Genomic DNA, 24,054 nt, shown 5'->3' on the forward strand with positions numbered 1-24,054 from the left:
ACCTTACGCTGAGGAGACTCTCAGACTCGGAGGGCGGCCATGGGCAGGAGCTGGAAGATCGCGTTCGTGCGGGCGCGGCACGACCCGTCACTGGCGAAGATCCCCGACGCCGCCTGCAACCAGCTGTTCATGACCGGGCCCCGCTCGGTCCTGCACTACTGGCAAACGGTCACCGAGGGCTGGCTCGACTTCCTCGGCAGCGCGGTGTTCCCCTGGGTCGACATCCCGGCGTACGCGACGCCGAAGAACGCGCGCGCTCAACTGGTGGCCGATGCCGTCGCGGCCGTACGCGCGCAGCTCGGCGACGATCTCTCGGCGTACGACTCTTATGTGGTGCTGATCTATCCGGGGGCGATGTGGGTCCCCAACCCGATGGCCGGGCAGTTCAAGCAGCCGGACCGGATCTGGACCGACTTCACCGACGGCGGGGCCACGGCCGCGCCGAACGGCAAGCCGGCCTGCGCGGTCAACTACGAGTCGTCCGACCTGACCTTCATGTTTCACGAGTCGGGCCACGGCCTCGGTTTCGAGCACAGCTATGGGCTGCTCAACAACGGCGTCGACTGGGACGGCAAGGCGCCGCACGAGGCCGACTTCGTCTATGGCGATCCTTACGATGTCATGAGCTCGGCCTCGTTCGGGACGCGCTCCGACCCGACCGTCTCGACCTACTGGGGCAGTCCGGTCTTCTTCACCGCCCCGCCGGCGGGCTGGTGGACACCGGGTCGGCCGTCGCGGCTGCCGGACTCGGCGTACCTGGGGCGGGGGCCGCACTACGCGCCGACCGACTCGGTCATCGGAATGGGTCCGGCCCCGGCTCGGGCGCACATCCACCTCTGGGAGCCGAAGGCCATCCCCGAGGCCGACGTCCGCCACCTGCCGATGCCGACGCTGAACGCGGCGCCGGTGCGCGTACGCCTCCAGGCCGCGAATGCCCGCGAGCACGGGACGCGACTGATCGCGATCCATCCGGCCGGCGAGCCCGCGAGCGGTGAGGGTCGCGTCTACCTGGAGTACCGCGACCGGTCCGGCTGGGACGCGGGCCTCGACGAGGGCGGCACCGACCTCGCCCGGGTGGGTGTCGTCGCGCACACGCTCACCTCGGCGGCCAACGCGGGCGTACGCCCCTGGTACCGCGGCCACATCAACGTCCCCGTGGAGCTGGACAGCGACCTGGCGGTAGCCGCGTCCACGGTGGTCGTACGCGTCGTCGCCGCCGACCCGCAGCAGCGGTGGGTGGACCTGGAGATCGACAGCGCGTTCGACCGGACGGTGCATGTCGACATTCATCGCGAAGACGTGGTCCTCGCCGAGACGTGGAACGGGCTGGGCGTCACGCCCTGTGGCGACCTCATCCGCACCGGCTTCTCCACGATCGCCACCCGCATGACTTTCACGCCGACCGCCGTCGGGTACGGCGGGTCCGGCATTCCGGAGGTGAAGGCGCCGAAGGTGACGTGGACCGTCGGCGGCACGACGATTCCCGCCGGTACCTGGTCGGGCAACATCGCGATCGGCACATCCGATGGCGAGTTCAATGTGGACTTCATACTCGACCCGGTCTCATGGGAACTGCAGGTCACCGGCCGGGGCGGCGAGCGCTACACCGCCGAGGTCAAGGTGGCCGTCAGCGAGGCCGACGGCGCCTACGAGCATTTCGCGACGGCTACCTTCAACCCGCTGGGCTGGGAGAACGGCGTCCACCCCGGCGACCGGGCGAAGCTGGACCAGTGCCTGCACAAGATCTTCGGTCGGGCCGGCGTACGCGCCCACGATCACCTGATCCCGCTCGACCGGATCGATCCGCCCCGGCGGGACCGGGTGATCCAGGCGAACCTGGAGCGCCTCGGCCCGCTGGCCGACGCGCTGCGATCGGAGCACCCGGCCGAGGCGGCGGCGATCGACGAGATAGTCGCCCTCGAACGGTCAGCTCGTCAGCAGTAGCCCCGGTGCGGGTGATTTCCCTGATCCCCACCGGATCAAGGAGCGGGCGGGGGATGTGGGTTACGGGATGAGGGTCAGCAGGGCTCGGGCGGCGAGCCGGTAGCCGAGCGTCCCGAGGCCGACGATGATGCCGGACGCGAGCGGCGCCAGCACCGAGTCGTGCCGGAACGACTCCCGCTTCCACACGTTCGAGATGTGCACCTCGACGAACGGGCGCGGGTAGCTCGCGAACGCGTCCCGCAGGCTCCAGCCGGCGATCATCAGCGCGCCCGGATTCACGATGGCACCGATCGTGTCGTAGTTGTCCTGCAGCGCGTGGATCAGCTCGCCCTCGGACTCGTGCTGGACGCCGACCACCTTCCAGCCGCGTCCGGCGACCTCGTCGCGTACGGCGTCCTCGATGTCGGCGAGGGTGTCCGTGCCGTAGATCTCCGGCTCCCGGCGGCCGAGCATGCCCAGGTTGGGACCGTTCATCAGCAACAGGTCCGGCACGGTGTTGTCCTTTCGGCAAAGTTTCGGCAAAGACGTGTTTCACAACACGCCGTAACAGCTTGCCTAACCGAACCTGTCCACTGTCAAGAGAAATGCTCGTGAGGCGTACGACATAGGGGGTTCTAGGGGGTTCGATAGGGGAATGACGGGCCGTTCTGCCTGCGGTAACTTCGCTGACGGCACCATTAGTGCGCCACGATGAACCGCCGTGTACGCATTGCCTAGAATGCTATGTGAAAGGCGACGGAAAATGTCCCGAGATCTCAATTTCCCGGTCTGGCCGCAGTACGACGAGACCGAGCGGGAGGGGCTCATTCGAGCTCTGGAGCAGGGCCAGTGGTGGCGGATCGGCGGCAGCGAGGTCGACCGGTTCGAGGAGGAGTTCGGGGCGTACCACGGCGCTCCGCACGCGCTCGCCGTCACCAACGGTACGCACGCCCTGGAGCTGGCCCTGGAAGTGGTCGGCGTCGGCCCCGGCGACGAGGTCATCGTGCCGGCCTTCACCTTCATCTCCTCGTCGCAGGCCGCCCAGCGGCTGGGGGCGACGGCCGTGCCGGTCGACGTGGACCCGTACACCTACAACATCAGCGTCGAGGCCGCCGAGAAGGCGGTCACCGACCGGACCAGGGCGATCATGCCGGTGCACCTGGCGGGGCTCTTCGCCGACATGGACGCGCTGGCGAAGCTGTCCGCCGACGCCGGCGTACCGCTGGTGCAGGACGCGGCGCACGCGCACGGCGCGCGCTGGCAGGGCAAGCGCGTCGGCGAGCTGGGTTCGGTCGCGGCGCTCAGTTTCCAGAACGGCAAGCTGATGACGGCGGGCGAGGGCGGCGCGGTGCTGTTCCCCGACGCCGAGCTCGCGGAGCTGGGCTTCCTCAAGCACAGCTGCGGCCGGCCGCCGACCGACACGCAGTACAAGCACAAGACCTCCGGTTCGAACTTCCGGCTCAACGAGTTCTCCGCGAGCGTCCTGCGGGCGCAGCTGGCCCGGCTCGACGGCCAGATCGACGTCCGCGAGCAGCGCTGGCCGCTGCTGCGCGACCTGCTCGCCGCCATCCCCGGCGTCGTGCCGCAGGCCGGCGACGACCGCGCCGACCGCAACCCGCACTACATGGCGATGTTCCGCGTCCCCGGCATCAGCGAGGAGCGCCGCAACCAGCTCGTCGACGAGCTGAAGGCGGCCGGCCTGCCGGCCTTCATCGCCTTCCGGGCGATCTACCGCACCGACGGCTTCTGGGAGTACAACGCGCCCGACACGACCGTCGAGGCGCTGGCCAAGGCCTGCCCCGCGACGGAGGAGGTCTACCGCGACGCGATCTGGCTGCACCACCGCACGCTGCTGGGCACCGAGGCGCAGATGCACGCGATCGCCGAGGTCGTCGCCGAGACGCTGGGCGAATGACGACCGTGGCCACGATCCGGACCGCCGTCGTCGGCCTCGGCTGGGCGGGGCGCGCCATCTGGCTGCCCCGCCTGCTGGGGCACCCGCGCTACCAGGTCGTCGCGGCGGTCGAACCCCATTCCGGTGTACGCGAAGCCGCCGCGGCCGAGTTCCCCGGCGTACCGGTGGTGTCGTCGGTGGACGAGTTGCCGCCGGTCGACCTGGCGATCGTCGCCGTGCCCAACCACCTCCACGCGACCGTAGCGTGTGGACTGCTGGCCCGGGGCCTGGCGGTGTTCGTCGAGAAGCCGGTCTGCCTCACCTCCGCCGAGGCGGACCGGCTGGCGGCGGCCGAGCGGGGCGGGGGAGTGCTGCTCGCGGGCAGCGCGGCCCGGTACCGCGGCGACGTCGGCGCCCTGTACGCCCTCGCCGCCACCCTCGGCCCGCTGCGCCACCTCGAAGCCGAATGGGTACGCGCGCAGGGCGTACCGGGGGCGGGCGGGTGGTTCACCGATCGCAGCCGGTCCGGCGGGGGCGCGCTGGTCGATCTCGGCTGGCACCTGCTGGACACGGTCGGGCCGCTGCTCGGCCCGGCCGTCATCGAGCAGGCCGCCGCGTCGTTCTCCGGTGACTTCATCGCCGCCAAGTCGGCCGAGGCGGGCTGGCGCGGTGACGCGGCCGCGAACGGGACGATCGACGTGGAGGACACGGCCCGCGGGTTCCTCGTCACCGACACCGGCGTCTCGGTCGCGCTGCGGGCCAGTTGGGCGTCGCACGAGACCTACGACTCGACCCGGATCAGGGTCAGCGGCGGCGCCGGGGAAGCCCTCCTGACCTGCACGTTCGGTTTCAGTCCGAACCGGGCCGGCGGCTCTGCCCTGACCGTCACCCGGCACGGCCGGACCGAACCCGTCGAGCTGCCGGCCGACGCGGTCGGCGCCGAGTACGACCGCCAGCTCGACGACATCCCCGTCCTGCTGGCCGACCCGGCGATCCGGGGCCGGGCCGTCGAGCAGGCGGCCGCCACGATCGCGCTCATCGAGCGGCTGTACGCGTCGGCGCGTACGCCCCAGCCGGCTTGACCGTCCGAACAGGACTCTTCGCCAGGACTCTTCTCCAGGACTCTTCTCCAGGGCTCATCTGTAGGACCCGTCTGAACGCGCCCCACCGAAGGAAAGGCGTCAGCATGTACACCAGCGTTCTGCGCGTACACCCCCGCGCGGTCGTGTTCGACCTCGACGGCGTGCTCGTCGACAGCCTCGAGGTCATGCGTGAGGCTTTCGGCATCGCGTACCGCGAGGTCGTCGGCGACGGCCCGATCCCGTTCGAGGAGTACTGCCGTCACCTCGGCCGGTACTTCCCGGACATCATGAAGATCATGGGTCTCCCGCAGGCCATGCAGTCCCCGTTCGTCCGGGAGAGCTACCGGCTCGCCCACCAGGTCCCGCTCTACGACGGTGTCCGTGAACTCCTCGACGAGCTGCGCGCACGCGGCCTCAAGCTGGCCGTCGCCACCGGCAAGAGCGGGGCGCGGGCCCGGGCGCTGCTGACCCAGCTCGGCGTGATCGACCAGTTCGAACACGTGATCGGCTCCGACGAGGTGGCCCGGGCCAAGCCGGCGCCGGACATCGTCGTCGAGGCGCTGCGCCGGCTGGACATCGCCCCGCGCAACGCCGTCATGGTCGGCGACGCGGTCACCGACCTCGCGAGCGCCCGGGCGGCCTCGGTCACGGCGATCGCGGCCGTGTGGGGCTCGACGACCGAGGAGGAACTGCGCGCGGCCCGCCCCGACCATGTTCTGGGCAAGCCGCTCGATCTGCTGGAGCTGTGCCCGCCGGTGGGCGTACCGGCGGCCTGACGCGAACCTGCCCCTTCCCCGGCCCGGGCTGCCTAAGCTGGGCGGGGGAAGGGGGCATATCCGATGAAGGCCGTCCAATATCTGCGTACCGGTCAGCCCGTCGAGGTCCGGGAGGTGCCGACGCCGGAGCCCGGTCCGGGCCAGGTCCTGCTGAAGGTGACCGCCGCCGGACTGTGCCACTCCGACATCGCGGTCATGGCCATGACCGACGAGCAGCGCGGCTTCGACCTGCCGCTGACCCTCGGCCACGAGGGGGCGGGCGTCGTGCACAAGCTCGGCGCGGGCGTCACCGACGTCGCCGAGGGCGACTCCGTCATCGTCTACGGCCCGTGGGGCTGCGGCCTGTGCCGCCAGTGCGCCGAGGGCCGCGAGAACTACTGCCTCAACGCGGCCGCCCGCGGAATCCGGCCGCCCGGCCTCGGCGCGCCCGGCGCGCTGGCCGAGTACATGATCGTCGACGACGTGCGGCACCTCGTCCCGATCGGCGACCTCGATCCGGTCGCGACGGTCCCGCTCACCGACGCGGGCCTGACGCCCTACCACGCGATCGGCATGTCGCTGCCCAAGCTGCGCCCCGGCAGCACGACCGTGGTCATCGGCGCCGGCGGCCTCGGCCACGTCGGCATCCAGCTGCTGCGGGCCCTGACCGCGACCCGCATCATCGCCCTCGACCTCAACGACGACAAGCTCAAGCTCGCCGAGGAGGTCGGCGCGCACGACACCATGGTCTCCGACGACCAGGCGGCGGCGAAGATCCGCGACCTCACGAACGGCGTCGGCGCAGACGTGGTGCTTGACTTCGTCGGCGCCCAGGCCACCGTGACCCTCGCCGGCGCGGCCGCCGCCGTCAACAGCGACATCACCATCGTCGGCATCGCCGGCGGCGCCCTGCCCGTGGGCTTCGGCTCGCTGCCGTTCGAGTGCCGGGTCGCCTCCCCCTACTGGGGTACGCGCGGCGAACTGCTCGATCTCGTCGAGATGGCCAAGCTCGGCACGGTGTCGGTGGAGGTCGAGCGCTACGGCATCGACGACGCCCCGACCGCGTACGCGCGCCTGCACGACGGTCAGGTACGCGGCCGAGCCGTCGTCGTCCCCTGAACCGGTACGCCCCGCGGCGGCACGATGCTCCGCGGGGCGTACTCCTCAGTGGTGGATGATCAGATCTGTGGAGCGGACCGCGAGCGTGCCGAGGCCGTTGGTGATGGTGACGGTGGCCCGCAGCTGATTCGCGGTGCAGGTGGCCGACGTGGTGAAGGTTTCCGCGCTGATCGCGCTGCCGAAGCTGCCGAAGCTCAGCGGGTCCACGAAGGGGTCGATCGTCGCGCAGCCGGTGGGCACGGTGGAGCTGGACGGGTCGCTGACGAACTTCGCCGTCCACGTCGCGAAGGCGTGCAGCGGCGGCGCGGCGCAGTTCCAGGCGCGCATCACGACGGTGGAGGGCTTGCCGGCGGAGACGTCGGCCGGGAAGAAGCCGATGTCGCTGATGACGACCAGAGCGGCGCGGGCGTTGCAGGGGTTCGGACTGTCGCCGGGCGCGTCGGCGAGGGCGGGGGCCGCCGGCGCGATGGCGACCGCGGCGGCGAGAAGGAGTGCGGTGAGGAGTCGGGTCATGCTCTCCATCGTCAGCAATGGATGGCTTCCGGGACAGTCCGCCCGCGCGGATTGAGACGGGCGTGAGACTGGGGGTCAGCGCGGGAGCGGGTGAGGGCTTAAGATCCGCGATCGTGCAGTTCGTGACGACCGTCTTCCTGCCCGCCTCGCCGCCGGAGCAGGCGCCGGCCGCCCTCACCGCGGCCCTCGCCCCGTTCGACGCGAACGACTACCAGCGTGAGCCGTACGATCCGCGGGCGACCTGGGACCGCTGGAACCTGGTCCCGGCCGGCGCCCTGCCCCTGAGGCCGGCGCACGCCGAGGGTGCCGGTGCGGTCTTCCTGCAGCCGGAGGACGGCGACCCGGTCCCGGTCATCGCCCCGCTGGCCGCGGTCGACTTCGACGCCATGCGCGCGGAGGCGAGGCAGTACGCGGCGGGCACCTGGGACGCCTGGGCGGAGGTGTCCCGGGCCCATCCCGGCGCGCTGCCCCGGGCACATTTCGACCGGCTGCACGCCGATTCCGGTGCGGCTCAGGGGGCGTACCTGCTCCAGCCCGCGGTCCAGACCGTCGCCCAGGCCGCCGCCACCCAGCGGCATCCCTACTTCTCCTTCAACCTCCTGCTGGCCGATCCCGTGACCCTGCTGGGCGGGGACCGCGAGGCGTACGTCGACCAGGCCGGCGACCAGGCGCTCGCGACGTACGCGTACGTGACGCTCGAAGGGGACTGGTGCACCGAGTACACCGCCGAGCGCGGCTGGGCCGCCCACGCCCGGGCGCTGGCCGCGTACCTCGACGCGGCGCCGCCGGACGCGCTGATCGCCCGGGTGCGCTGCCACGCCTGAGGGCTTCCCGCTCTGGCCCCGCCGTGGACTGCCGTAATAGCTGTAAACGATCACCCGGGGTGGCTCGCTCGACGGGGTAGCTCGATCACGACGGGAAAAGCATGATCAAGCTCCCGGATCCTGCAGAAAACGGGCCGATTCTGCAGCTCCAGGGAACTTGATCATGCCCTGGAGATCCGCTACTACAGAATCCGGGCACTGGATCGAGGTCCGAACCTTCGCGCAAGATCACCGCTCGCCGGGGCCGTGGCCCGGGCGGCGGGCTCACGCCTCGGGGTCGCCGGAATGGTTGTGGATTCCAGTGATGCATGCCAATTTATATATGGCGTTGTGTCACCGCCGTACCACCGTGCGGCGCTACACCCCTGAGGAGTCCGCCATGCCACCCATCCGGAGCCCCTTCCTCGCACGTGCGGCCACCGTCACCGCGGCCGCTGCTGCCTCGGCACTGCTCGCCGTCGGTCTGTCGGCACCGCCTGCCGGTGCCGCCCCCGTGGTCCGCGATCAGGCCGCCGCACCCCGGGCGACCGTCGCCTCCACTCTCGACACCCTCGCGCGGCGGCTCGCGGACGGCCTGGCCGATCCGCGTACCCGGGCGGAGATCGGGCGCGCCGTCGCCACCGGTCCCGCTCCGCTGGCGAGCCTGGGCGATCCGGGCCTGCGGCAGGCGGCCGCGGGCGCCGACCAGGCCGTGCTCGCCGCGAAGGGCCTGCCCGCCTCGCTCGGCGCCGTCGTCCAGGTCCGGCTCGCCCTCCCGCAGATGCGGGCCGCGCTGTCGGCAGGTCAGGCGCCGCTCGTCGCCGCCGCGCCGAACGACGACAAGATCACCACCATCCTCGCGTACGCGCCCGGCGGGCAGGTCGTGTGGCTGGACGCGAAGCAGGCCCCGGCGCGGCCCGTGCTGGTCGTCGAGGTGGACACCGCGAAGACCGTGCCGGCCGGCCTCGACATCGTCCGCCAGGCGGTCGCCGCCCACGAGTCCGCCGCGCGGCAGGCGGTCGCGTCGCTCGCCGACGGCGGTTACTGGGCCACCAAGGTCAACGCCGTCCGCCTCTCCGACGACGAGGAGCCGTGGATCAAGGGTGCCGCCGAGATCTACAGCATCGTCGGCGGCTTCGGGCTGGACGGCCACCCGAAGATCGACATCGTGCAGATGCCGTACCTCGACTACGACGGGACGACGTACTACCCGAACCAGCTGCTGGTGCACTTCTCTGCGTACAAGTACAACCTCGCCGACGTCGTGATGATGGAGGACGACGGCGACACCAACTACCAGGCGCTCGCGCAGTCGATCGCGGCGATCCTGCTGACCATCACCGACCAGGGCGCGTACATCCCGCTGGTGAACGCGATCCTCTCGGCGATCCCGACCTCGTGGTGGACCGACGACCCGGACTACGTGGACTCCTGGTACACGCTGTCCACGAGCAGCAGCGGCCACCTCAACGGCGCGGCGGCCAACGGCTGGATGGAGGTCAGCCCGTACTGGGTGGCGCCGCTCTGAGCCTTCCGCGATGAACCTCACCCGATGGACACCACGCGGGCCCAGGCCGGCGGCCGCGGCCGCTGCTCCTCCTCCTGCGTCTTGACCGGCCGGGGGAACAGTCCGATCACCGTCCGGAACGGCGGTGATGCCGGCGGCCACGGCGTGTAGCCGTCGGTGAGCACCACGACGACGTCCGGGCGCGGTGACATCCGCCGCGCCCGGTCCATCCCTTCTCGCAGGTCGGTGCCGCCGCCGCCGACGAGTTCGATGTCCTCCGCCCGGCACAGCGTGTACGCGAGGCCGGCCGCCGCGTCGCACGACATCACGCGTACGCAGTCCCGGCGGCCGCCGACGGCCCGCCCGATCGCGGCCACTTCGAGCAGGGCGCTACCGAGTTCGGCGTCGCTGACCGAGCCGGACGTGTCGATGATGACGCACACCTGCGGCGGCTTCCTGCGCAGGCTGGGCAGCACCACCTTGGGCAGGCCCGCCGAGCGCCGGGACGGCCGGCCGTAGCTGTAGTCGTCCGCGGACCCGGCGCAGGAGGCGGCGCGTACGGCCGCCCCGAGTAGGTCGCGCCACGGTTGCGGGGCGTGGAACGCCTGCTCCGCCCAGCGCTTCCACGACTCCGGCGCGCTGCCCGGCGCGGCGTTGATGCCCTGCGCGACCCGGAACCGGACGGCGTCACGCTCCTGTTCGGACAGTCCGTTCGCGCCGTCCGGGCCGAGGTCCCAGGGCCGGTCCACGCCGTCGGCCCCGCTGCCGCAGTCCAGCCAGGCCCAGTCGGCCGTCAGCCGGCCCAGCCGGAACTGCCGCAGGTAGTCCTCCATCAGCTCGTCGTCGCGCAACATCAGCCTCGACGGCAGCACGGCGCCGGCCGGCCGGGTCAGCCCTTCGCCGTAGACGTCGTCGTTGATCTCGCAGTCCGCGGCGATGTTCATCCGCAACCGGTCGGCCGGCGAATGCTGATCGTGCGCGGCCGCGTACCGGTCGCTGCGGGTGTGATGGTCGCGGAGCAGATGCGACACCTCGTGCACCCAGACACCGGCCAACTCGTCCACCGGCGTACGCGCGACGAAAGCGGGCGAGACGTAGCAGCGCCAGTACCGGTCGACGCCCATCGTCGGCACGTCCGGCGCCTCGACGACATGCAGCGCGAACAGTGCCGTGGCGAGATACGGCCGGACGCGGGCGGCGTACAGGCGGGCGGTGTAGAGCTTGTCCCAATCGAGGGTGAGGGTGCGCGTGGGCGCTGCGTTGTCGACGGGTGCCGTGTTCATGGGCGCTGTGCCTCCGTGAGGGTGCGCTGGGCGTCGGCGAGGGCGACGGCGTCGGCGCGCTGGGACAGGGCGATCGCGCCGGCGAGCCGGTCGATGACGTCCGGGACCTCCCAGTCGTCGCGGCGCAGGGCCGCGAGACTGCTCGCGGGGACCACGACGACGTCGGGCGCGCCGCTGTCGAGCGCCCGCGCCAGCACGCTCCAGGCCGCGTCCCACCGCGACCGGTCGGGCCGGTTGCGCACGGCCGCCACCACGCCGTCCAGCACCACCTGGCGGAGATCACCCCGCTGCGGGAGTTCGGCGCCGGCGAGGACCGCCTCGGGATCCGGCAGGTCGAGCTGATCGAGGCTCGCCAGCAGCTCCAGGCCGGGGCCGTCGCCGACGGTGCCGCGCACGAGCAGCGACAGCACCTCGCGCGAGGTCCCGGCGGCCGTCGCGAACGCGATCAGCCGCAGCGTCATCTCCCAGCTGCGCGGCGACGGCCACGCGGTACCCCGCCGCGCCTCGCTCGCCGGCAGCTTGTGCACCAGCGCCGGCCGCGTGGTGAGCAGCCCGCAGACGGCCCTTCGCGCGTACGCGACGGCCTCCGGCAGCCGGGCCGCGTCCAGTTCCGGCAAGGCCGGCTTCGGCCAGATTCCGCCGAGACCGCGTACCACCACCTCGTGATCGTGTGTCCACTGCAGATGAACGAACCGGTTGGCGAGGGGCGGGCTGAGCTCCCAGCCGTCCGCCGCCGAGCTGCGGGGGTTGGCCGCCGCCACGATGCGTACGCCGTCCGGCAACCGCAGCGCCCCGACCCGCCGCTCCAGCACCAGCCGCAGCAACGCGGCCTGGACGGCGGGCGGAGCCGTGGACAGCTCGTCGAGGAACAGCAGGCCGCGCCCGGCCCGGACCAGGCGTACGGCCCAGTCCGGCGGCGCCATCGGGACGCCCTGCACGGCCGGATCGTCGCCGACCACCGGCAGACCGGAGAAGTCGGAGGGCTCGTGCACGCTCGCGATGACCGTGGTGAGCGGCAGATCCAGCGTTTCGGCCAGGTGGGTGAGCGCGGCGGTCTTGCCGATCCCCGGCTCGCCCCACAGCAGCACCGGCAGATCGGCGCTGACGGCCAGCGTCAAGGCCTCCAGCCGCACATCGGTACGCGGCTCGGAATCGGTCTGGCGCAACAGGTTCAGCAGATCGGCCGCGATGTCGAGCTGGGCGGCCGGAGGGAAGGAAGTCATCATTCATCACCGTGACATTCGTGAGTGTCGGGAAAAGGGGCGCTGTACCACCCGGCCTCAGCGGCCGGTGGGAGCGGTAGCGGTGGGTGCTGTGCCGGGAAGAGGGTCAGCGGGCCGTCGCGTGGCGGGGATGCGCGCGCAGTTCGGGCCGCCGGCGTCCGGTTCGCTCCGGAGGGAACCAGCCGAGCCTGGCTGCGTTGAGCTCCGCGCTTTGCAGCCCCGCGCTGTGGCGCCCGGCGCGGTGAAGCCCGGCACCGTGGAGCCCCGCACGGTAGATCCCGTACGCGATCCGGCCCGCGGTCGCCTCGTCGAGCGCGTCGCGCAGACCACCCGGTCGCAGCGCGGCCTGGGGCCCGAGCAGGTGCTCGATGACGGCCAGCGCCCCCGGCGCGTCGCCGTGCGTCAGGCGGGCCCGGATGTCGTCGAGATCCTCGGGCGCCCGGTGCAACCGATCGATCTCGCGCAGGCACGGGACCGGCGGGCCGCCCAGCGTGGCCAACAGCTCCTCACGCCGCAACAGCACGGGATCGTGGTCCAGCGGAACGAGTACGCCATCGACGACACCGATCCGATGTGTCTCGCCGCGGCACTCGACCAGCCGGTCGCCGGGCGCTTCCGGATCCTGGTCTCCGACACGGGAGCCGGTGGACCGGTGGGCGCTCGGGTCGAGGCCGGGTCGCGTGCCGTCGGCGCGGTCGTCGCCGGGGCACAGGGCCGCCGCCACGAGTGGATGCAACCGGTCGGGGGCGATCAAGCCGTGCCGCAGGAGGTCGACATCGGGCGGGGTCCAGACCGCGGCGTCCGGCAGTTCCACGGCGTACTGGCAGGCCGCGCTCCGGCGGGGAAGCGCCGTGACCCTCGGCGGATCGGCGTCGAGGTCCAGCAGGAGCCGCCCGCGGGATCCCCGCCGGATGGTCACCGCCGAACCCGTCCGCCCGGCCGCAGCTGCCCCGGTCGCATCTGATCCAGCCGCCTCCGACCCCGCCGCCGTGACGCGTTGCGCTTCGGCGACCCAGCGGTTCGTCGCGTACCCCGCATCGGCCGGGACGACGCCGTCGAGATCGGTGAAACCGTTGTCCGCCGACGAGTCCAGGCCACCGGAGCGGAACAGGAGGTCGTCGGCCCGGCGTACATCCCAGAGGTGCCGGTGCAGATCCAGCCGGAACCGCCGGTCGGGATGCGGATGCGGATGCCCGCCGGCCCCCTCGGCCGGCCGCGCCGGGTCCCACAACGCCAGGCTCATCCGCTGGCCCGCGCTCGCCCAGTGCGGCGGTGTGCGTACCACCAGCCACAACGGCCCATGCCGCGCGAGCGCCACGGTCAGTCCCGGTCGCAGGACACCGTCCGGCGCGATCCGTGGCATGTGCCAGCGCAACAGGTCAGGAGCGAGATGGACCAGATCGGCGCGTACCGCGCCGGCGAGCGCGCGGCCGTGGGACCGGGCCACCGCCCGCAGTGGGAGATCGACGTCCACCCGCGCCGCCGCGCACGCGCCGGCCCAGTCGCCCGCGCTGCGGCGGGCGGTCGCGGTTCGGATCATCGACGGCGGCACGGCGAACTCGCGCACGCTCCGCCAGAAGGAAAGTCGGGACTCGTCCCCGTTCACCACAGACCGCATCAGCAGTCACCCTTGGCGAACGTGACCCCCGTTCCGTACTCGGAGATAATCATCGCCACCGACTGTACAACATCAACTCGGGTACGCGGAAGCGCGTACCCGTGTCTCGAAAGGCTTGACCGGCGACGTCCTTTACCGTGTGTGGGTGACTGAGGATCGTCCCGGCCTGCGTGAACGCGTCGTACGCTACCGTGCCGACCCGCACCTGAGCCGGGAGCAGGCCGCCGACCGGATCAGCGCCTACGTATACGGCAACATCCTCGCGTTCGCCGCGGTCGTCCCGCTCACCGAGCACACGGTCGCCTCGGGGAAGGCGGTCTGGGCGGTACTGGGTGTCTCGGTCTCGACTCTGCTCGCCCACGTCTTCGCGGAGCTGCTCGGCGCCGGCGTCCTGAGTACACCCGGCGAAGGAGACGGAACCGGCGAGCGGGTGGCGTGGACCCAGGAACTGCGCAACTCGACGCCCATCGTGACGTCCGCGACCGTACCCTGCCTGCTTCTCGTGGCCGGCTGGGCGGGCTGGCTCCCGGCGACCGCCACGGTCGTGGCGTCCGAGATCTACCTTCTGGTCCGCATCGCGCTCGTCGGCCTGGTCGTAGAGCGGCTGCACACCGAACGCAGCACCGCGCGTACGCTCCTCGCCGGTCTGGCAGCGGCGGCGATCGCGGCCGGGATCGCCGTGCTGAAGGCGGTCGTGGCCCATTGATGGTCCGTAAGGGAGAGTAATGAGATGAGACCGCTTCGATACGCGATCAACGTGACGCTCGACGGCTGCTGCCATCACGAGGCAGGGCTCCCGCCGGACGAGGAGTCGATGCGCTACTGGACCGCTGAGATGGAACGGGCCGATGCTCTGCTGTTCGGGCGGGTGACCTACGGGATGATGGAGTCGGCGTGGCGGCGGCCGGCCACGGGCATATGGCCCGACTGGATGGGTGAGTCGGAGATCCCGTTCGCCGAAGCCATCGATCGAGCGAAGAAGTACGTCGTGTCGAGCACGCTGAGCGGGGTCGATTGGAACGCCGAGCTGGTGCAAGGCGACTTGGGCCACACGCTGCGGCAGCTCAAGCAGGAACCGGGCGAGGGCCTGTTCGTGGGAGGCGTGACGCTTCCGCTGGCCTTGGCGGATCTGGGGCTGATCGACGAGTACGTGTTCGTTGTGCAGCCGGTCCTCGCCGGGCACGGGCCGACGTTGCTCTCCGGTCTGCGCGAGCGTATTCAGCTCGAGCTGGTGGATCGCCGTGAGTTCCGGTCAGGGGCGGTCGCCATGCGATACCGGCCCACGCGAGTGACGGCTTGACGTGATTCGTCCTGGTGCGTTGGCCGCGGCCCGGCGGTGAACGCGGTACCGCAAGCCCGAGGAGTGCAGCGTGACCAGAGTGCGGGGTTCGCCCTCGCGACGCGGCCATGATCCACGTCACTGTCACAGCGCCGGACTGGCCGGCGTCTCGTGTTCGTACCGCAACGACACGAGACGAGGTCATCATGGACACCCGGTTCGACTTGTTCAGCAACGAGCTCAGCCTGAAGTTCAACAAGCGGTTCGCCAACGCGGCGCTGGTGATCCAGCAGTCGCCGTTGCCGGCTTCCACCCAGGAGCTGGTCTCCCTGCGGGCCAGCCAGATCAACGGCTGCGGCTGGTGCATCGACTTCCACGTCAAGGAGGCGGTCGCCGCGGGCGAGGACCCGATCCGCCTGCACCTGGTCGCCGCGTGGCGCGAGTCCACCGTCTTCACCGAGGCCGAGCAGGCCGCGCTCGCCTTCGCCGAGGAGGGCACCCGGCTGGCCGACGCCGGGCAGGGCGTCTCGGACGAGACGTGGGAGCTGGTGCGCAAGCACTATGACGACGATCAGGTCGCCGCGCTGGTCTGCCTGGTGGCTCTCATCAACGCCGCCAACCGCATGGCCGTGATCGTGCACCAGAAGGGCGGCTCCTACCAGGCCGGCAAATTCGCCGACATGGCTCACTGATCCGCCGCCCGACGCGTACGCCTCCTCACGCGCCCGGCCATCGCAGGCCGGGCCCGCGGGGAGGCCATGCAGCAGGTGATGTGCATCGCCGGTGGATTCCGGCGATCGGGGAGGCGTGTCCGGCTGGCGAAGCGCCCGAAAACTGCGGTGCGCCGTGGGCGCTTGATGCCTATGGTCGCGCCCATGGAGATCCGTACTGTGGCACCGGCCGTCCAGCCCGCTGTCGAGCAGGTCGTCTCGGCGGCGTTCGGTGAGGCGCCCGACGGGCGCGTGGTGCAGATGATGCGAGCGCTGGAGGCCGGCGGGGCGGCTCGGGCGAGTTTGGTCGCTGTCATCGACGAGCAGATCGTCGGGCATGTGGGACTCTCGCGCGGCTGGGTGGACGCTCGACGCGAGCTGGTCGAGGTGCTGGTTCTCTCCCCGCTGTCGGTGCGTCCCGACCGCCAAGGCCGTGGCGTCGGCACCGCGCTGGTCGCGGCGGCGCTGGAGACCGCCGGAGACCATGGCGCGCCGGCCGTCTTCCTTGAGGGCAGCCCGGACTACTACGGGCGCCGCGGGTTCAGCTCCGCTTCCGCCCTCGGTTTCGAGCGGCCCTCGACGCGCATCCCGGACCCGGGGTTCCAGGTCGCGCTCCTGGCGTCGTACCAGCGGTGGATGGTCGGCCGGTTGATCTATCCCGAGGCCTTCTGGACAACGGACACGGTCGGCCTGCGTGACCCCGAGCTGGAGCGGGTGGAGGCACAGATCGCGTCGAACTGACGCGGGCCGGTTGGTCTCTTCCACGCCGTCAAGGAACGCGACCCGTACGCGATGACCCACGTCAACGGAGAACCGCTGCCGCCACGTCTGACCAGTACGGCAGCCGATGATCCCGCTCATCGATTGGTGTCGACGGGGGTTCGGCGATGTTCCTATGTTTGCCAAGCCGTCAATGCTGCGAAGCCGGCGAGCATGGTCGAGTGGATCTCGCGGACAACGTAGCGCTTGAGGCCTCGCGTGATTTCTATTTGTGACGGCCTGAGCCTGTCACAGCCGGTCGTTCGCGATATCAGCCGCGTGGCGTGCGCCCGTCGAGGAGGTAGATGGTGGTGCCTTTGGCGCGGGCGGCGAGGGCTGCCTCGATACGGGGTGCGACGCGCGGCGGCAGCAGTGTCCGGCACTGATCGGGGTCGTGGAATCCGAAGGTGTCCAGCTCGTCGAGATCGACGTCGATCTTGTGCTCTCGGGTGATTCGGCCGCCGTCGAAGATGAAGTTGACCAAGGCCCGGGGCCGTGGCGCGGCTGGAGAGGCCCAGTCGACGACGAGGAGGTCGCCGACGGGCAGGGCGAGGTGGAGCTCTTCGCGTAGCTCGCGTTCGGCGGCGGCGTGCGGCGTTTCGTGCTGGTCGATGTAGCCGCCGGGGATGGCCCAGTGGTCGCGATAGTTCGGCTTGACCAGCAGCACGTGGCCGAGTTCGTCGGTGATGAACAGGGCGGCGGCGGCGTGGAAGGCCGCGAGCTGCGCGTACCACTGTTCCGGCTCGACCCACGTCATTCGGTGACTTTACCCACGTAGGGCTGGTGAAACATAGTCGCGGGCACGGTGCAGGAACTCGTCGACGGTTGGGTTGCCCCGGTATGGCGTCAGTCGTTGGGCGAGGTCGGTGATGCGGTCGGTGACACGCCGGGAGCGGACCCGTCCGGCGAGGTTGAGAGTGTCGTGGCCGAGTTGCCCGGCGTGTTCGGGCTCGGCGGCCGGTCCGGTCGTGTGGACGCTGGCGATCAGCGCAGTGTGCAAGGCACGGGTGCGTACGCTGCCTTCGGCGAGCTCGAGGGCCTGTGCGGTGTATCGGAGGGCTTCTGTGGTGCGGCCGAGGTCGCGCAGGCAACGGATTGCAGTGCCCGCAAGGTGGGCGGGGGTGAAGTAGCCGGCCCACGCCGGCTGCTCGGTGCCGTTGGTCTTGGTGGTAGCGTCTTCGGCCAGTCGGAGAGCGGTGATGCAGCTGCGGGCGTCGCCGGCGACGGCGTGGGCGCATGCCTCCGCCGTGTACAGACGAGCCATGACGAAGGTGTGGGCGCGGCCGCGTCCGCCGTCGACGGCGGCTCGGGCGAGTCTGACTGCTTCGCCGGGCTGCTGGAGGTATACGGCTTGCGTGGACATATTCGCGAGGATGTGCGCGCCGAAGCCGACGTGATCAGCGGCCTTCGCCAGCCGCAACGACTGGATGAAATGCCGTTGCGCCCAACCGTGATCACCGACGTCGTAGCTCATGAAGGCGACCTGGCCGGTCAGCTCGGCGACGGCGGCGAACAGGTGCCGGCCGACCTTGTCGGTGTAGGTTCCATGCAGCATCGGCTCCGCCTCGCGGTGCAGCCATTCTGCCAGGACCGTGCGGTACCGGCCGCCGCCGTGACGCCGGTCGAGATCGAGGAAGTGCTGCTGGCAGGCGCGTAGCTCATCGACATCGGACAGGGTGACGCGGCGGCCGCCGCGAAGCGTCCGGGTCGCGGGGATCGAAATGCCAGCGCCAGCCGGCGTCGGTCGTCGCTGCAACGACGAAGGGCATCGAGCTGAGTGTGTCCTGCCGGGCCACCTGCTGTCGCCACAGACTTGCCACGGTGTCGCGGGTCTGCTCAAGACCGGTCGCGAAAGTGAGCCCGAGCTCGGAGGACGCGCCACCGGCGGCCAAGCCCAGCTCGTCGACGTCTACCGGACGCCGGATACGGCGGCTGAGTACCTCGGCGATGACCTGCGGTACCGGGTCATCGGGGCGACGACCACGCAGCCACCAGTACACCGAGGCAGCGTCATATCGCAACGCGAGGCCGCGCGCCTGACCGCGAAGATTGACCTGCCGGGCGAACGCCGACCGCGCCTGCGCGTATCCAGCCTCGGCGAGCAGAGCATGCAGGTGGTGGTTGGTGACCGCCCTCGCCATCGCCGCTTCCCCCAACCTCGGCCATTGGTGACGCAACATAAGCATAGAGCGACATCAACCCTGGTCGACGGCTGCGCAACCCCGCGCAACGCAGCACAACCCAGCCCAACCCCGCAGAGGTGGTCGCACCTTCCGCGAGCCGATCGCGGCCAGCCAGCCTGGACGTGGAGGTGAAGCCGGGTATGGACACAGAGTTCAACCACGTCCTGGACGAGATCGACCAGCGCGTTACCGACCTGCGCGCATGGGCTCGCTTCGGTGGCGTCACGGTGCTACCGCCGCTGCTCGCGCTGGGCACGAGCGAGCGAGTCGGTTCCAACTGGCTGTCGGACACATTGCGGCCGATCATGCCGCAGCATAACGAGCCGTTCCGGCAGCAGCTCGGCAGTCTGCATCCGCTCTCGCCGGTCAACCCCTACAGCATTGAGGTCGAACAGATGCCCAAGGCGTTGCTCGGCACGCTGAGCTGGCACGGCCTGGTCGAGTTCGTACTGGCCAAATACTCGCCGGTCCGGCAAATGCTCAAGGAGACCAATCTGTTCTTCACGGCACGGTCGCTGCTGCGGTTGTTCGCCGACGCCCCCGTGGTCGTGCTCACTCGCAGCCCGCTCGGCGTGGCCAGTTCCTTCGCCCGCTCCAGGTTGTTCGACCGCTGGAGGTACGCCGACCGGTACCGGCAAATGGCCACCATGACGGACGCCGGATCACACGAGCGATTCGCTCCGCTGGTGCCAGACGACAAACCGGACGAGCTGACCGCGCTGACCCGGCTGATCGTGCTCAACACGGTCCTGCTGGCCGACGCGCTCGACGGTCGCAGCTACACCCACATTCGCTACGAGACCGCCGTACTCGACCAGCCGGCCGCCTGGGCGGCGCTAGACAGTTTGATACCGCCCCAACATTTTCCGATGACACCCCGACCCGCCGCGGCCGGCGGGGATGACCTATTCGCGACCAATAACCACAAGACCAGCCTGGCCGCGCAGCTCTCCTCGGCCGAAGCCGTCCAGGTCATCGCCTGCACTGCACAGACGCTCGCAGTCGCCGCCGACCGGGTAGCTCCGAGCGTTCTGGAGCGTGCCGCGACGTGGCTGACCGGCGCCGAGCACTACGAGGTGACCGGACGCCCGACCACTTCGCCCGGCAGTCGCAGCCGTGTCCCCAGCCCACCCCCGGTCGAGGTCAGTTACCGACACCTGCACCGCGTGGCGTGGCGCAACCTGCTGGTCAGCAACGCCGAGTACGCCGGACTGCTCAACGCGCTAAATGCGGCCGGAGTGGCGAACACCCAGCGCGACACCCACCTGCTGCTGGTTCCGATGCCGCACGAACGCGGCGGCCGGATCCACTGGTCAAGCGAACGCGAGACCTGGACTATCAGCCCCGGTTTCGCTCACCACCCGGCCTACTGGGTCACCTGGATCGGCGCGGCGCTGTTCGCCGCAGTAAACTCCGCGCGCCTGCCAGCCCACAGCGAGCTATGCGCGCTGGCCGCCGAGACGACCTCATCCAATCACGACTATGCGCTGGGGGATGCAGCTCAGGTCACCCAAACGCAGGCCCCGTACGGGATTCATCACCCAGTCGGCAACGTGCAGGTCTGGTGCGGCGACGGTCCACCGACACCGCATGGTCAGCCGGTACAACGGTGGATTCACGGTGCCGCATGGAACACCCCGGCCACCATCGACGAGGTCAACCGGCTGCGCTCCCGGCACCTACTGGGTGCGTCCCGAGGAGTCGGCGTGCGGCTCGTCCGCGACCAGCCGCAACCGTTCACGCGGCCCACGATCGCCCAAGCGTCGACCGCGCTGAACACGTGGATCGACAGCCTCACCGACCGCAGCCGCGCCCTCGACGACCTTGATATGACGATCGTGCGCGCCCTACAGGCCGATGTTGGCCTTCAGACCCATGTATGAGCCGGCGCCAGGCCAGCTGGCCCGAGCCAGCTCAAGGAAACGTCCGCTGAACCCCAGCGACGGCAACTCCGCCAGCTTCACGAACTCCACCGCCCGGATCGGACGGGTGTCCGCCCCGGCCACGACCGCCCCCAGCGTGCCGCCGGTCCGCTGGCACTCGAAAGTGAGGTGAACAACGTGCGCCTGCACGACGTCACACACGTACAGCAACCGCCCAACCTGGATATCCAGACCGGTCTCCTCGGCCACCTCGCGCCGCAGCGCCTCCTCGACCGTCTCGCCCTTCCCGCCCGGCAACGACCACGACCGGTCGCCCTCGGTGTCCTGGTCCAGCAGCAGGATCTGGTCGTCTTCGATCAGGAGCGCGGTAACGCGTACATTCATCGGCACCCGCAGACCGTAACAATCCCGGACGATCACCACACGGCGGCGCGGCCATGAACCGCCAGCCAGCTACTCAGATCGTCATTTGCGCCGGGGGACTCGGCACCCGGGTGTCGCCCTGGGCGCGGCACCTGCCCAAAGAGTTCGCGCCGGTGGCCGGGCGACCGGGCATCCTGCACCTGCTCGACGAACTGACCGCCCTTGCCCCAGCCCAGGTCATCGTGGTCTACCACCCGTTCTACGAGACCTTCATCGCCTGGGCCAAGACCACCCTCGGCCGCGGCGGGCAAGCTGCCTACCAGCGCGCCGCAGGTCTGCCGCGGACCGATCTGCCGCTGCACGAGCAGCTCGATCTGACGTTCATCCCGCAGCGGGGCCGGTACGCCGACGTCACCTCTGTCCTCAACGGCGCCGACCATCTACGCACCAGCACCGACGTGTACGTCGCGTTCGCCGACAACCTCTACCCGCACGACAACCCCAGCCTCGCCCTGGCCGCCGTACCCGCTGGCCAGACGGCAGTCCTGGTACGGCCCTACCACCCGGTCGAAGCCGGCCGCCGTGGAGTGATCGTGGCGCACCGCGACGCCGACGTGCTCACGATGGCCGACCTGGTGGAAAAGCCACCCCCAGAACGCGCCCGCGAGCTGCAAGACGAGCACGGACAGTCGGCCCTCTGGCTGCTGGAAGGCCGCGCCCGGCTGGCTCGCTCGTTCGTTGACCAGCTTCGCCGAACGCCGATGGATCCAGCCATCGAGCCCAAGCTGTCGCTGGCGATACGTCAACATGCACAACGCGAGCCAGTACGCCTTGTCGTCACGCGTTCCGCAGTGACCGACATTGGCAACCCGGCCTTCGATCGGACAGACGCTGCGACGGTGAGGTGAGCCTCCCGGCGTGGCACCGCCCCGTAGCGCACGACCGTGACCGCCACGACATCTCACATGAGGCTACGTAGGTCATCCGTGCTCATGCGGGCGCCCGGAGTGCGACGACCTTGTCGAACGTCATAATGCAGGTGATTGCACGATCCTGCGGCGCACGTGGTGTGGTGTGGTGCAGGGGCAACGGTCACGTGCTCATCGTGGACGGCGAGCACGAGCGGAGCCACTGCTGCCAGCCGAGGTGCAGGACGCGATGTGCACGGCCCGCCCGTACATTCGGCTGAGCTGATCGCAGTAGCGTGGCGGGATGACTACCCGGGTGGTTGTGCTCAACGGCGGTTCGAGCGCCGGCAAGTCGGCGATCGCCCGTCGCCTACAGGACGTTCTGCCGGAGCCGTGGCTCTCCCTGAGCGTGGACACGCTGGTCGACGCGATGCCCGCCGCTCTGCGTACGGCAGAGTCGGGCATCATGTTCGCCGCGGACGGTGGCGTGCACGTCGGCGACCGGTTCCGGGAACTGGAGGCGGCGTGGATGGCGGGCGTGGCCACCATGGCGCGGGCCGGGGCCGGCATCATCATCGACGATGTCTTCCTGGGCGGGTCGGCGTCGCAGCAGCGGTGGCGGGACGCGCTGGCCGGCCTTGACGTCCTCTGGGCCGGCGTACGCTGCGACGCCGAGGTGGCCGCCGCGAGGGAGGCCGCCCGTGGTGACCGGACGGCCGGGATGGCGGCCGCGCAGGCCGACCTGGTCCACGAAGGTGTCCGCTACGACGTCACGGTCGACACCACGTACGTCGATCCGCTCAGCTGCGCACGGGTCATTGCCGCCGCCGTCCGGTGATCGAACGCCACCCGGAGACGGCACGCGTGGGTCTTTACCAGGATGGCCGGGCTGATGCGAGTCGACTCGACGGGCTGGTTCTCTGCCATACGGGCCCAGGACTGGACCAGATTCGCTCGATGCCCCGCTTGGCCATAGCGGGCACCTTCAACGTCGACGAGCGCCGGCCCGCGCTCATCGACGCACCGCGTGGGGAGAGCCGGGCCGCTTGTTCGCGGGGGAGAAGAAGTGATGCTCCATGAGCAGGAGTACCGCGACCAGGGCGGCGACCATGCCGAGGACGAAGTACGGGGTGGAGATCAGATACGCCTTGCCGGGCCCGGCGAATTTCCCGATCTCCACCCGGTAGATCACGACGCACAGCACCAGGTTGCCCACGGCGTAGAGAAGCATCAGGACGAAGAGCAGCCACCGGGCCACGTTGGAGGCCCGCCACGTGAAGATCGCCGGTAGTGCGGCCGCTGTCGCCAGGATCAGCCACAACCCCAGGAGAAGCGCGGCCACGGGAGGATCTGTCGGGTCGCCCGTGGTGACGAGAAGGGCGGCCGCGAAGGCGGCGGCGAGGGCCGCCCCGACGTAGGTCAGCACGACCGCCACGGTGACCACCGCTGGTCTCGTCACCGGTGTGGGCTCCGGGGTCGGGTGGGGCGTCATCGGCACGGCTCCGTTCCAGGCTGTGCTCGTTGCTGTGGTGGTGATTCGGGTTGGGCGGCAGGCACCGAGGTGATCGGATGCGAGCGCCCTCTGGTCAAGGCCGGCGGAGTGCCGCCCCGAGCCTGTCGAGCTCGCTCTCGCGATGCGCGTGATGCTGCCGGGTCCACTGCTCGTCGTGGAGCGGATCGAGCGTCATCACCAGCCGCGTACCGTCCGCCGCGGGGAAGAGTTCGATGGTCGTGAGGTGCACGTACGCTTCGTGCCCGGGAACGAAGTCGACAACGGTCCGGTAACCGAGCCGGGCCGGGGGAACAACTTCCGTGAAGGTCTTGTACAGCTCGCTCGACAGGGGAAGTCCGGCCGCCTCCATGTACCTCACCTGTTCGGGTGCGGTCGCTGTCATCGTGTAGCGCACTTCGCCGCCCGGCCGGAGGCCGATCTCGCTGACCTGGGTCTCGAATCCCTCGGGAGCCCACCACCGGTCGAGCCCTGTCGCGGTCGTGAGCATCTGCCAGACGACCTCCGCCGGGGCTTGATAGGTGCGTTCCAGACGTGTCGGCATCAATCCTCCGTAGCGGATGTCGAGCATGGGGCACGGCGTTTCAGGGTGCCGGCCGCCGACCGGGTCGACCGCCGCGTACGGGAGGTCGACGGCGAGGTTCAGCACGACCCGAACGGTCGTGCCGCAGCCCTTGCAGCACCAGTTATATCGACCTGCCGCGGGACGGTGCCAACGTCGAAGCACCCCGGTGAACAG

25 protein-coding genes are annotated in these 24,054 nt (G+C 70.4%); 14 read left to right on the top strand and 11 right to left on the bottom strand.

Going from position 1 to position 24,054, the window contains the following annotated elements; all coding sequences use genetic code 11:
• The first annotated feature begins 39 nt into the window (after positions 1 to 39).
• Positions 40 to 1,944 (top strand): hypothetical protein, encoded by a 1,905-nt coding sequence (locus tag G401_RS0114495; RefSeq protein ID WP_027343060.1) that lies wholly within the window; start codon positions 40 to 42, stop codon positions 1,942 to 1,944.
• 60 nt (positions 1,945 to 2,004) lie between these two features.
• Here G401_RS0114495 and G401_RS0114500 read toward each other — a convergent pair whose 3' ends face one another.
• On the bottom strand, positions 2,005 to 2,418 hold the full coding sequence (locus tag G401_RS0114500) for a type II 3-dehydroquinate dehydratase (protein WP_407636874.1): 414 nt from the start codon (positions 2,416 to 2,418) through the stop codon (positions 2,005 to 2,007).
• Positions 2,419 to 2,686: 268 nt separating this feature from the next.
• On the opposite strand from G401_RS0114500, the gene G401_RS0114505 reads away from it, so the two are divergent.
• The 4 genes from G401_RS0114505 (at position 2,687) to G401_RS0114520 (ending at position 6,773) form a co-directional block, all read left to right on the top strand.
• Positions 2,687 to 3,838, top strand: a complete 1,152-nt coding sequence (locus tag G401_RS0114505) for a DegT/DnrJ/EryC1/StrS family aminotransferase (RefSeq protein WP_027343062.1) — start codon at positions 2,687 to 2,689, stop codon at positions 3,836 to 3,838.
• Positions 3,835 to 4,899: a Gfo/Idh/MocA family protein gene (locus tag G401_RS0114510; RefSeq protein ID WP_027343063.1), complete on the top strand. Its 1,065-nt coding sequence runs from the start codon at positions 3,835 to 3,837 to the stop codon at positions 4,897 to 4,899. Before G401_RS0114505 ends, G401_RS0114510 begins: the two co-directional genes overlap by 4 nt.
• 104 nt (positions 4,900 to 5,003) lie before the next feature.
• Positions 5,004 to 5,675 (top strand): HAD-IA family hydrolase, encoded by a 672-nt coding sequence (locus G401_RS0114515; protein WP_051366668.1) that lies wholly within the window; start codon positions 5,004 to 5,006, stop codon positions 5,673 to 5,675.
• Positions 5,676 to 5,738: 63 nt separating this feature from the next.
• Positions 5,739 to 6,773, top strand: coding sequence for an NAD(P)-dependent alcohol dehydrogenase (locus G401_RS0114520; protein WP_027343065.1), 1,035 nt, complete (start codon positions 5,739 to 5,741; stop codon positions 6,771 to 6,773).
• Positions 6,774 to 6,818: 45 nt separating this feature from the next.
• Here G401_RS0114520 and G401_RS0114525 read toward each other — a convergent pair whose 3' ends face one another.
• The gene (locus G401_RS0114525) at positions 6,819 to 7,286 is read right to left on the bottom strand and encodes a hypothetical protein (protein ID WP_027343066.1); all 468 of its coding nucleotides are present in this window, start codon (positions 7,284 to 7,286) and stop codon (positions 6,819 to 6,821) included.
• A 113-nt stretch (positions 7,287 to 7,399) separates the two neighbouring features.
• On the opposite strand from G401_RS0114525, the gene G401_RS0114530 reads away from it, so the two are divergent.
• Both G401_RS0114530 and G401_RS0114535 read left to right on the top strand, forming a co-directional pair.
• A complete protein-coding gene (locus tag G401_RS0114530; RefSeq protein WP_027343067.1) occupies positions 7,400 to 8,110 on the top strand; it encodes a hypothetical protein in 711 nt (236 codons plus the stop codon).
• A 379-nt stretch (positions 8,111 to 8,489) separates the two neighbouring features.
• Positions 8,490 to 9,617 carry a DUF3103 family protein gene (locus tag G401_RS0114535; RefSeq protein WP_051366669.1) on the top strand — a complete coding sequence of 376 codons (1,128 nt, stop codon included), beginning with the start codon at positions 8,490 to 8,492 and terminating at the stop codon, positions 9,615 to 9,617.
• 17 nt (positions 9,618 to 9,634) lie between these two features.
• Here the strand turns inward: G401_RS0114535 and G401_RS45745 are convergent, their stop codons facing one another.
• The 3 genes from G401_RS45745 to G401_RS0114550 form a co-directional block, all read right to left on the bottom strand.
• Entirely contained in the window at positions 9,635 to 10,879 is a 1,245-nt protein-coding gene (locus G401_RS45745; protein WP_051366670.1) for a vWA domain-containing protein, read from the bottom strand.
• The gene (locus G401_RS0114545; RefSeq protein WP_034591702.1) at positions 10,876 to 12,102 is read right to left on the bottom strand and encodes an AAA family ATPase; all 1,227 of its coding nucleotides are present in this window, start codon (positions 12,100 to 12,102) and stop codon (positions 10,876 to 10,878) included. Before G401_RS0114545 ends, G401_RS45745 begins: the two co-directional genes overlap by 4 nt.
• Positions 12,103 to 12,208: 106 nt before the next feature.
• Positions 12,209 to 13,720 carry a hypothetical protein gene (locus tag G401_RS0114550; protein WP_027343070.1) on the bottom strand — a complete coding sequence of 504 codons (1,512 nt, stop codon included), beginning with the start codon at positions 13,718 to 13,720 and terminating at the stop codon, positions 12,209 to 12,211.
• A gap of 145 nt (positions 13,721 to 13,865) precedes the next feature.
• Here G401_RS0114550 and G401_RS0114555 point away from each other — a divergent pair, with 145 nt between their 5' ends.
• From G401_RS0114555 to G401_RS0114570, 4 genes are all read left to right on the top strand, one after another.
• Positions 13,866 to 14,426, top strand: a complete 561-nt coding sequence (locus tag G401_RS0114555) for a hypothetical protein (protein ID WP_157545714.1) — start codon at positions 13,866 to 13,868, stop codon at positions 14,424 to 14,426.
• A 24-nt stretch (positions 14,427 to 14,450) separates the two neighbouring features.
• Entirely contained in the window at positions 14,451 to 15,020 is a 570-nt protein-coding gene (locus tag G401_RS0114560; protein WP_027343072.1) for a dihydrofolate reductase family protein, read from the top strand.
• A gap of 185 nt (positions 15,021 to 15,205) precedes the next feature.
• Positions 15,206 to 15,691 carry a carboxymuconolactone decarboxylase family protein gene (locus tag G401_RS0114565; protein ID WP_027343073.1) on the top strand — a complete coding sequence of 162 codons (486 nt, stop codon included), beginning with the start codon at positions 15,206 to 15,208 and terminating at the stop codon, positions 15,689 to 15,691.
• A 183-nt stretch (positions 15,692 to 15,874) separates the two neighbouring features.
• Positions 15,875 to 16,450 (top strand): GNAT family N-acetyltransferase, encoded by a 576-nt coding sequence (locus tag G401_RS0114570; RefSeq protein WP_051366718.1) that lies wholly within the window; start codon positions 15,875 to 15,877, stop codon positions 16,448 to 16,450.
• A gap of 289 nt (positions 16,451 to 16,739) precedes the next feature.
• Here G401_RS0114570 and G401_RS0114575 read toward each other — a convergent pair whose 3' ends face one another.
• Genes G401_RS0114575 through G401_RS54720 form a run of 3 tightly spaced genes read right to left on the bottom strand, consistent with a single transcriptional unit; the run spans position 16,740 to position 18,609 of the window.
• Positions 16,740 to 17,225, bottom strand: coding sequence for an NUDIX domain-containing protein (locus G401_RS0114575; RefSeq protein WP_027343075.1), 486 nt, complete (start codon positions 17,223 to 17,225; stop codon positions 16,740 to 16,742).
• Positions 17,226 to 17,234: 9 nt separating this feature from the next.
• Positions 17,235 to 18,224 (bottom strand): hypothetical protein, encoded by a 990-nt coding sequence (locus tag G401_RS56730; protein ID WP_169734188.1) that lies wholly within the window; start codon positions 18,222 to 18,224, stop codon positions 17,235 to 17,237.
• Positions 18,127 to 18,609, bottom strand: coding sequence for a hypothetical protein (locus tag G401_RS54720; RefSeq protein ID WP_157545720.1), 483 nt, complete (start codon positions 18,607 to 18,609; stop codon positions 18,127 to 18,129). Before G401_RS54720 ends, G401_RS56730 begins: the two co-directional genes overlap by 98 nt.
• 182 nt (positions 18,610 to 18,791) lie before the next feature.
• Here G401_RS54720 and G401_RS0114595 point away from each other — a divergent pair, with 182 nt between their 5' ends.
• Positions 18,792 to 20,534: a hypothetical protein gene (locus tag G401_RS0114595; RefSeq protein WP_051366672.1), complete on the top strand. Its 1,743-nt coding sequence runs from the start codon at positions 18,792 to 18,794 to the stop codon at positions 20,532 to 20,534.
• Here the strand turns inward: G401_RS0114595 and G401_RS0114600 are convergent.
• Positions 20,499 to 20,918 carry an NUDIX domain-containing protein gene (locus tag G401_RS0114600; protein ID WP_027343079.1) on the bottom strand — a complete coding sequence of 140 codons (420 nt, stop codon included), beginning with the start codon at positions 20,916 to 20,918 and terminating at the stop codon, positions 20,499 to 20,501. The genes G401_RS0114595 and G401_RS0114600 overlap by 36 nt on opposite strands.
• 53 nt (positions 20,919 to 20,971) lie before the next feature.
• Between G401_RS0114600 and G401_RS0114605 the strand changes: the two genes are divergently transcribed.
• Together G401_RS0114605 and cpt are read left to right on the top strand one after the other, a co-directional pair.
• Positions 20,972 to 21,805 (top strand): sugar phosphate nucleotidyltransferase, encoded by an 834-nt coding sequence (locus G401_RS0114605; RefSeq protein ID WP_084557195.1) that lies wholly within the window; start codon positions 20,972 to 20,974, stop codon positions 21,803 to 21,805.
• Positions 21,806 to 22,109: 304 nt separating this feature from the next.
• On the top strand, positions 22,110 to 22,643 hold the full coding sequence (cpt, locus tag G401_RS0114610) for a chloramphenicol phosphotransferase CPT (RefSeq protein WP_211240742.1): 534 nt from the start codon (positions 22,110 to 22,112) through the stop codon (positions 22,641 to 22,643).
• A gap of 174 nt (positions 22,644 to 22,817) precedes the next feature.
• Here the strand turns inward: cpt and G401_RS0114615 are convergent, their stop codons facing one another.
• Positions 22,818 to 23,297 carry a hypothetical protein gene (locus tag G401_RS0114615; protein ID WP_157545722.1) on the bottom strand — a complete coding sequence of 160 codons (480 nt, stop codon included), beginning with the start codon at positions 23,295 to 23,297 and terminating at the stop codon, positions 22,818 to 22,820.
• 94 nt (positions 23,298 to 23,391) lie between these two features.
• Complete coding sequence (locus G401_RS0114620; RefSeq protein WP_211240743.1) at positions 23,392 to 23,964, bottom strand: SRPBCC family protein; 573 nt, start codon at positions 23,962 to 23,964, stop codon at positions 23,392 to 23,394.
• Between the last annotated feature and the right edge of the window lie 90 nt (positions 23,965 to 24,054).

The organism is Hamadaea tsunoensis DSM 44101 (assembly GCF_000428945.1).
GTDB lineage: Bacteria > Actinomycetota > Actinomycetes > Mycobacteriales > Micromonosporaceae > Hamadaea > Hamadaea tsunoensis.

Bases quoted from the DNA above. Each gene is read 5' to 3' on its own strand.
- G401_RS0114495 (WP_027343060.1), top strand. From the start codon at position 40: ATGGGCAGGAGCTGGAAGATCGCGTTCGTGCGGGCGCGGCACGACCCG.
- G401_RS0114500 (WP_407636874.1), bottom strand. From the start codon at position 2,418: ATGAACGGTCCCAACCTGGGCATGCTCGGCCGCCGGGAGCCGGAGATC.
- G401_RS0114505 (WP_027343062.1), top strand. From the start codon at position 2,687: ATGTCCCGAGATCTCAATTTCCCGGTCTGGCCGCAGTACGACGAGACC.
- G401_RS0114510 (WP_027343063.1), top strand. From the start codon at position 3,835: ATGACGACCGTGGCCACGATCCGGACCGCCGTCGTCGGCCTCGGCTGG.
- G401_RS0114515 (WP_051366668.1), top strand. From the start codon at position 5,004: ATGTACACCAGCGTTCTGCGCGTACACCCCCGCGCGGTCGTGTTCGAC.
- G401_RS0114520 (WP_027343065.1), top strand. From the start codon at position 5,739: ATGAAGGCCGTCCAATATCTGCGTACCGGTCAGCCCGTCGAGGTCCGG.
- G401_RS0114525 (WP_027343066.1), bottom strand. From the start codon at position 7,286: ATGACCCGACTCCTCACCGCACTCCTTCTCGCCGCCGCGGTCGCCATC.
- G401_RS0114535 (WP_051366669.1), top strand. From the start codon at position 8,490: ATGCCACCCATCCGGAGCCCCTTCCTCGCACGTGCGGCCACCGTCACC.
- G401_RS45745 (WP_051366670.1), bottom strand. From the start codon at position 10,879: ATGAACACGGCACCCGTCGACAACGCAGCGCCCACGCGCACCCTCACC.
- G401_RS0114545 (WP_034591702.1), bottom strand. From the start codon at position 12,102: ATGACTTCCTTCCCTCCGGCCGCCCAGCTCGACATCGCGGCCGATCTG.
- G401_RS0114550 (WP_027343070.1), bottom strand. From the start codon at position 13,720: ATGCGGTCTGTGGTGAACGGGGACGAGTCCCGACTTTCCTTCTGGCGG.
- G401_RS0114560 (WP_027343072.1), top strand. From the start codon at position 14,451: ATGAGACCGCTTCGATACGCGATCAACGTGACGCTCGACGGCTGCTGC.
- G401_RS0114565 (WP_027343073.1), top strand. From the start codon at position 15,206: ATGGACACCCGGTTCGACTTGTTCAGCAACGAGCTCAGCCTGAAGTTC.
- G401_RS0114570 (WP_051366718.1), top strand. From the start codon at position 15,875: ATGGAGATCCGTACTGTGGCACCGGCCGTCCAGCCCGCTGTCGAGCAG.
- G401_RS0114575 (WP_027343075.1), bottom strand. From the start codon at position 17,225: ATGACGTGGGTCGAGCCGGAACAGTGGTACGCGCAGCTCGCGGCCTTC.
- G401_RS54720 (WP_157545720.1), bottom strand. From the start codon at position 18,609: ATGGCGAGGGCGGTCACCAACCACCACCTGCATGCTCTGCTCGCCGAG.
- G401_RS0114595 (WP_051366672.1), top strand. From the start codon at position 18,792: ATGGACACAGAGTTCAACCACGTCCTGGACGAGATCGACCAGCGCGTT.
- G401_RS0114600 (WP_027343079.1), bottom strand. From the start codon at position 20,918: ATGAATGTACGCGTTACCGCGCTCCTGATCGAAGACGACCAGATCCTG.
- G401_RS0114605 (WP_084557195.1), top strand. From the start codon at position 20,972: ATGAACCGCCAGCCAGCTACTCAGATCGTCATTTGCGCCGGGGGACTC.
- cpt (WP_211240742.1), top strand. From the start codon at position 22,110: ATGACTACCCGGGTGGTTGTGCTCAACGGCGGTTCGAGCGCCGGCAAG.
- G401_RS0114615 (WP_157545722.1), bottom strand. From the start codon at position 23,297: ATGACGCCCCACCCGACCCCGGAGCCCACACCGGTGACGAGACCAGCG.